5 protein-coding genes and 1 pseudogene are annotated in these 6,240 nt (G+C 66.3%); 2 read left to right on the top strand and 4 right to left on the bottom strand.

Going from position 1 to position 6,240, the window contains the following annotated elements:
• Window positions 1–164: pseudogene (locus VKI00_RS33900) on the top strand (hypothetical protein); the annotation flags it as partial.
• Window positions 165–371: 207 nt separating this feature from the next.
• Here the strand turns inward: VKI00_RS33900 and VKI00_RS27255 are convergent.
• Window positions 372–848 (bottom strand): MarR family winged helix-turn-helix transcriptional regulator, encoded by a 477-nt coding sequence (locus VKI00_RS27255; protein ID WP_324443778.1) that lies wholly within the window; start codon window positions 846–848, stop codon window positions 372–374.
• 195 nt (window positions 849–1,043) lie between these two features.
• Here VKI00_RS27255 and VKI00_RS27250 point away from each other — a divergent pair, with 195 nt between their 5' ends.
• Window positions 1,044–1,664, top strand: a complete 621-nt coding sequence (locus tag VKI00_RS27250; protein ID WP_324443776.1) for a hypothetical protein — start codon at window positions 1,044–1,046, stop codon at window positions 1,662–1,664.
• A gap of 57 nt (window positions 1,665–1,721) precedes the next feature.
• Here VKI00_RS27250 and coaD read toward each other — a convergent pair whose 3' ends face one another.
• From coaD to VKI00_RS27235, 3 genes are all read right to left on the bottom strand, one after another.
• Entirely contained in the window at window positions 1,722–2,216 is a 495-nt protein-coding gene (coaD, locus tag VKI00_RS27245; RefSeq protein WP_324443774.1) for a pantetheine-phosphate adenylyltransferase, read from the bottom strand.
• 73 nt (window positions 2,217–2,289) lie between these two features.
• Entirely contained in the window at window positions 2,290–2,844 is a 555-nt protein-coding gene (rsmD, locus tag VKI00_RS27240) for a 16S rRNA (guanine(966)-N(2))-methyltransferase RsmD (RefSeq protein WP_324443786.1), read from the bottom strand.
• Complete coding sequence (locus tag VKI00_RS27235; protein WP_324443772.1) at window positions 2,841–6,224, bottom strand: pyruvate carboxylase; 3,384 nt, start codon at window positions 6,222–6,224, stop codon at window positions 2,841–2,843. The genes rsmD and VKI00_RS27235 overlap by 4 nt, the downstream gene beginning before the upstream one ends.
• Window positions 6,225–6,240 lie beyond the last annotated feature (16 nt).

Raw genomic sequence — 6,240 nt, 5'->3', positions numbered from 1 at the left:
GCGGCGCCCACCACCCACTGGCCGAACAAGGCTGGACCACCCGCAAAAACCAGCACGGCGACACCGAATGGATCCCCCCACCACACCTCGACCACGGCCAACCCCGAACCAACACCTTCCACCACCCCGAAAAACTCCTGCGCGACGACGAAGACGACCCGTAGGCTACGTGCCCAAGATTGCGGCAGGCGGACGTCCAAAACCGCGCAACGAACTTGGCCAGATCCATTCGTCTATCAGCCGACACATCCACGGCAAGGCTTCTGTCGGTCAACCGCTTTCAGAGCCCCGGCAAGCAAATGGGCGCCCCGTTGCACGGGCCTGGACCCCAGCCGGGGTCTCCCTCGACGATAGGTCGCCGTCGAGTCCCGCTACTTGTGTTCGACCCGCTGCGCCCCGGGCAGCGCACACGTCGCGGCATCGTCGGTGGGCCGGTCGCCCGCCCGGTGCAGAAGGCGCTTGAGCTGACGTCGTTCGGCAGCGGTGAGGTGGGCCAGTATCTGGTCCTCGGCCTCCTCGACGGCCGCTTCCGCGCGCTTGAGCAGCGTCCTACCCTTGCGGGTGAGCTGAGCTGGCAATGCACGGCCTGATGGCGCCGTTTCCGGACGAGTCACCGCGCCCATGTCTTCGAGCTCGTGCAAAACCAGGTTCATCGCTTGGGCCGTGACGTGGGTGTTGCGGGCGAGTTCGGCGCTCGTGCGGCCCGGATACGTGTCGAGAATGCGCAGGCAGACGAACTCGGGCAACCCGAGCCCGAGCGGTCGCAACGCCGTCGCCGCCTCGGGACGCAATCGCGCCATCAACCGGCGCACCAGAAAGCCGAGCGGCTGATCCTCGAATTCGCTCATCTGCACCATGCTGACACGGATTAGCTGGCCCGAGGTCCCGATCGATCAGCGCGCCGCTGATGGATCGTCGCCCGACGACCGGCCTCGATATCAAGTTTCTTGACACGCATCGGCCGCCCGCGTATCAAGGACCTAGATATGCAAGTGGCGACGGAGTCGATTGGCTAGGTCGCCGTTAACTCAAGGAGAACAAGGATGTTCGGTGGTGGATTTCATGGTGGACCCGGCTGGGGTGGACCCGGTTTCGGCGGGCACGGCTGGGGCGGACCCGGCTTCGGTGGGCCCGGATTCGGCGGACCTGGCTTCGGTGGACACGGCTGGGGTGGACCTGGCTTCGGCGGGCACGGTGGGCACGGTTTCGGCGGACCCCGCAAGCGGGTAGTGGTCGGCACCGCCGCCCTGCTGCTCGACGGGCCGGCCAACGCCGCGGAGATCGTGCAGCGTGCTTCTGAGGCGACCGACGGCGCTCTCACTCCTCCGGAGGCGATCGTCGAGCTCGCAATTGGACACCTGGCGGGCCGTGGCTTTGTGACTGTCAGCGACGGGGTAGCCACCCTGACCGAGCAGGGCACCAACGTGTTGGCGTGGAAGGGCGTCACAAGTGAAGGCATCCACGCGCGCCTCGCTCAGGCCGCAAAGTTCGGCGACGTCATCAAGATCCGCTGGGGACTTGTCGAGCTTGCCGGACTGGCGCGGACCATCGCCTGGTCGGGCACAGATGCGCAGAAGGAGAAACTGGCCGAGGCCCGTACCAAGGTCTTGACCGCGATCACCGAGGCAAAGAAGTCGCTGCACGCCGCACTCGCCGAGAGCTAACGGAATGAAACACCAGCGCGGCCGTGGCCTCCGCACGGCCGCGCTGGTATTTCTCGGTTACCCCGGCCGGTGTCCGGCCTCGCCGAGTTTGTCGGCCAGCCGGCGGTTGACCGGCTCGGGCAACAGCTCGGAGACATCACCGCCGAACATCGCCACCTCCTTAGCCAGCGATGACGACACGAACGAATACCGCGGCGTTGTCGCGACGAAGAACGTGTCGACGCCGGCGACGTGTTTGTTCATCTGCGCCATCTGCAGTTCGTATTCGAAGTCGGTGCCGGTGCGCAGCCCCTTCACGATGGCCGTCATCCCGCGGGCGGTGACGAAGTCGACCACCAGACCTTGCCCGGCCTCCACCCGCAGGTTCGGCAAATGCGTCGTCGACTCCTTGATCATCGCGATCCGCTCATCGAGGTCGAACATGCCCTTTTTGGCGGGGTTGATCAAAATCGCCACCACCACTTCGTCGAATTGCGCCGCGGCGCGTTCGAAAACGTCGATGTGGCCCAATGTCACCGGGTCGAATGACCCCGGGCAGACCGCGCCGCTCACGCGCGCCGTCGACGATGCAGAGCGGAGCGATGAGGAGGACTGGCGCCCATGCGGGATGACGGTACACCGTGACCTAGAGCCGTTCGGCCAGCTCCAGACGGGTGTCGCCGTAAACGCGCTGCTGCCAGGGTTGCCAGTCGGTCGGCCATGTCAACGGGGTGCTGCCCGCCGCACGCTCGACAACGGCGATCGTTCCCTCATGCGTCCAGCCGTGGGTGATCAGAGCCGCCAAAACGGCGTGCATGTCGGCAGTCTCGATGTCGTACGGCGGGTCGGCCAGTACGAGGTCGACCGGCGCTGCCGCCCCAGCGGCCAGCACGGCCGTCACCTGCCCGCGGCGCAAGGTGGCACCGGGCAGTCCAAGGGTCGCAATGTTGCGCTCAAGCACGGCCGCCGCGCGGCGGTCGGACTCAACGAATAGCGCCGACGCCGCACCGCGTGACAGCGCCTCCAGGCCCAGCGCCCCCGAGCCGGCGTAAAGGTCCACCACCGACACGCCATTGAGGTTCCGCCGAGCCGTCACGATGTTGAACAGCGACTCACGGACCCGATCGGTCGTCGGCCGGGTCCCCCGCGGCGGTACCGCGATGCGCCGGCCCCCGGCGACGCCGCCGATGATCCGCGTCAGGCGAGCACCACCAGCAGGTCCCCGCCCTCTACCTGGGCAGTGGCGGACACCGCCACCCGCTCCACGGTGGCGTCGGCGGGGGCGGTGATCGGAGCTTCCATCTTCATCGCCTCGATGGTCGCGATGGTCTGGCCGGCGCTCACCTGATCGCCAACAGAAACGCCGACCGTTACAACGCCGGCGAACGGCGCCGCCACGTGATTCGGGTTGGCGCGGTCAGCTTTCTCCGCGGTGGGAATCTCGCTGGCAATAGCGCGATCCCGCACCTCCACCGGCCGCAGCTGACCGTTGATGATGAACATCACCGTGCGCATCCCACGTTCGTCGGGTTCGGAAATCGCCTCCAAACCGATCAGCAGCTCCACACCGGGCTCCAATTGCACCCGGTGCTCCTCGCCTTGCCGCAGTCCGTAAAAGAACTGGTTGGCCGACAGCCGCGACGTGTCGCCATAGTTCTCCCGGTGCGCCTCGAATTCCTTTGTCGGACCGGGAAATAACAGCCGATTGAGGGTGGCTTCGCGTTTGTGGCCCTGCAGGCCCAGCGCGGTCTCATCCTCGGGGGTCAACTGTTCGACGGGCTTGGGCTCACCGCGGCCGGCCAAGGCTTTCGAACGCAGGGGCTCCGGCCAGCCGCCCGCCGGGTCGCCGAGATCCCCACGCAGAAAACCGAGGACCGAATCCGGGATGTCGAATTGTTCTGGATTCGAAGCGAACTCATCGGCGCTTAGGCCCGCGCCGACTAGTGCCAGCGCGAGATCGCCGACAACCTTCGATGACGGCGTGACCTTGATCAGCCTGCCCAACACTCGATCGGCGCCGGCGTAGGCCTCTTCGACTTCCTCGAATCGGTCCCCCAGCCCCAGCGCGATGGCCTGTTGGCGAAGGTTCGACAGTTGACCGCCGGGGATCTCGTGGTGGTACACCCGTCCCGTCGGCCCCGGCAGCCCGGATTCGAAGGGCGCATACACCTTTCGGAGCGCCTCCCAATACGGCTCCAGCGCGCAGACCGCCGAGAGCGACAGTCCGGTGTCGTACTCGGTGTGCGCGGCGGCCGCCACGATGGAGCTCAATGCGGGCTGACTGGTGGTTCCAGCCATCGGGGCTGCCGCGCCGTCGACCGCGTCGGCGCCTGCCTGCCAGGCAGCGACGTAGCTGGCCAGCTGACCGCCCGGTGTGTCGTGGGTGTGCACATGCACCGGCAGGTCGAAGCGACTGCGCAACGCGCCGACCAGTTGCCGCGCGGCCTGCGGGCGCAGCAGGCCGGCCATGTCCTTGACGGCCAGCACGTGCGCTCCGGCATCCACGATCTGCTCGGCCAACTTCAGGTAGTAGTCCAGCGTGTAGAGGTTTTCGCCCGGATCGGACAGGTCGCCCGTGTAACACATCGCGACTTCGGCTATCGCAGAGCCTGTTTCGCGGACCGCATCGATTGCCGGGCGCATCGATTCGAGGTTGTTCAGGGCGTCGAAAATCCGGAAGATGTCGATGCCGGTGGCGGTGGCCTCCTCGACGAACGCCGATGTGACCAGCTCCGGATATGGCGTGTAGCCAACGGTATTGCGCCCGCGCAGCAGCATCTGCAGGCAGATGTTGGGCATCAATTCGCGAAGCTCCGCCAGCCGTTCCCAGGGGTCCTCTTTGAGGAATCGCAGCGCCACGTCGTACGTTGCACCGCCCCAGCACTCCACGGACAGCAGCTCCGGGAGGGTCCGAGCGATATGGGGCGCAACCAATCCCAGTCCGCTGGTACGCACCCGCGTCGCCAACAATGACTGATGGGCGTCCCGGAAGGTCGTGTCGGTGAGGCGCACCCCCGGCAAGTCCCGCAGCCAGCGGGCGAAGCCCTCTGGGCCCAACTCGACCAGCAACTGCTTGGACCCGGGCGGCGGCGCGATCTGCAGGTCGATCTCGGGCAGCTTGTCTTGCGGATACACCGCCGACGGTCGTGAACCGTGCGGCTTGTTGACGGTCACGTCGGCCAGGTAGTTGAGGATCTTGGTGCCGCGATCGGCCGACGACCGCGCGGTGAGCAGAGCCGGACGTTCCTCGATGAACGACGTGGTGACGTGACCGGCCTGGAAATCCGGATCGTCCAGGACCGCTTGCAGGAACGGGATATTCGTCGACACGCCGCGGATACGGAATTCTGCGATCGCGCGCCGCGCCCTGTTGACCGCGGTCGTGAGGTCGCGGCCTCGGCAGGTCAGTTTGACCAGCATCGAATCGAAGTGCGCGCTGATCTCTGCGCCGAGATTCGTGCCGCCGTCGAGGCGTATGCCCGCCCCACCCGGGCTGCGGTAGGCGCTGATCCGTCCGGTGTCGGGCCGGAACCCGTTGGCCGGGTCTTCGGTGGTGATGCGGCATTGCAGCGCGGCACCGTGCGGGCGGATGTCGTCCTGCCGCAAGCCCAAATCGTCGAGGGTCTCTCCGCCCGCAATACGCAGCTGGCTGGAGACCAAGTCGACATCGGTGATTTCCTCAGTGACGGTGTGCTCGACCTGAATTCGCGGATTCATCTCGATGAAGACGTGATGACCGCGCTCGTCGAGCAGGAATTCCACCGTGCCTGCGCAGCTGTATCCGATGTGGCGGGCGAAGGCCACCGCGTCGGCGCAAATCTTGTCCCGCAACTCCTCGGGCAGGTTCGGGGCGGGTGCCAACTCGACGACCTTCTGGTGGCGCCGCTGCACACTGCAGTCGCGTTCGTAGAGATGGATGACGTTGCCGTGGGTGTCTGCCAGGATCTGAACTTCGATGTGGCGGGGGTTGAGCACGGCCTGTTCGAGGTATAATGTCGAATCCCCGAACGCCGACTCGGCCTCCCGGCTGGCGGCCTCGATGGCCTCGGGTAGCGCGGCAGGATCGCTGACCCGACGCATCCCGCGGCCCCCGCCCCCGGCAACGGCTTTGACGAACAACGGGAACTCCATGTCAGCCGACGCGGATACCAGCTCGTCGACGGAGGACGACGGCGCCGACGACGCCAGAACCGGCAGGCCGGCTTCGCGCGCAGCGGCGACGGCACGGGACTTATTACCGGTCAGCGCAAGCACTTCGGCCTTAGGGCCGACGAACGTGATGCCCTTCTTCGCACACTCGGCGGCCAGCTGAGGGTTCTCCGAGAGGAATCCGTATCCGGGGTACACCGCGTCGGCGCCGGAACGCCTGGCCGTGTCGACGATTTCGTCGACCGACAGATACGCCCGCACCGGGTGGCCGATCTCGCCGATTTGATACGACTCGTCGGCCTTGAGGCGGTGTATCGAATTGCGGTCTTCGTAGGGATAGACGGCGACGGTGCCGACGCCGAGCTCGTAGGCGGCCCGAAACGCACGGATGGCGATCTCGCCGCGATTGGCAACCAACACTTTTGAGATCACGCGCGTCCCCTAACTT

This window comes from Mycobacterium sp. (genome assembly GCF_035314665.1).
GTDB lineage: Bacteria > Actinomycetota > Actinomycetes > Mycobacteriales > Mycobacteriaceae > Mycobacterium.
Note: the sequence above shows the minus strand (reverse complement) of the source record. Positions and strands in the feature narration are given on the sequence as shown.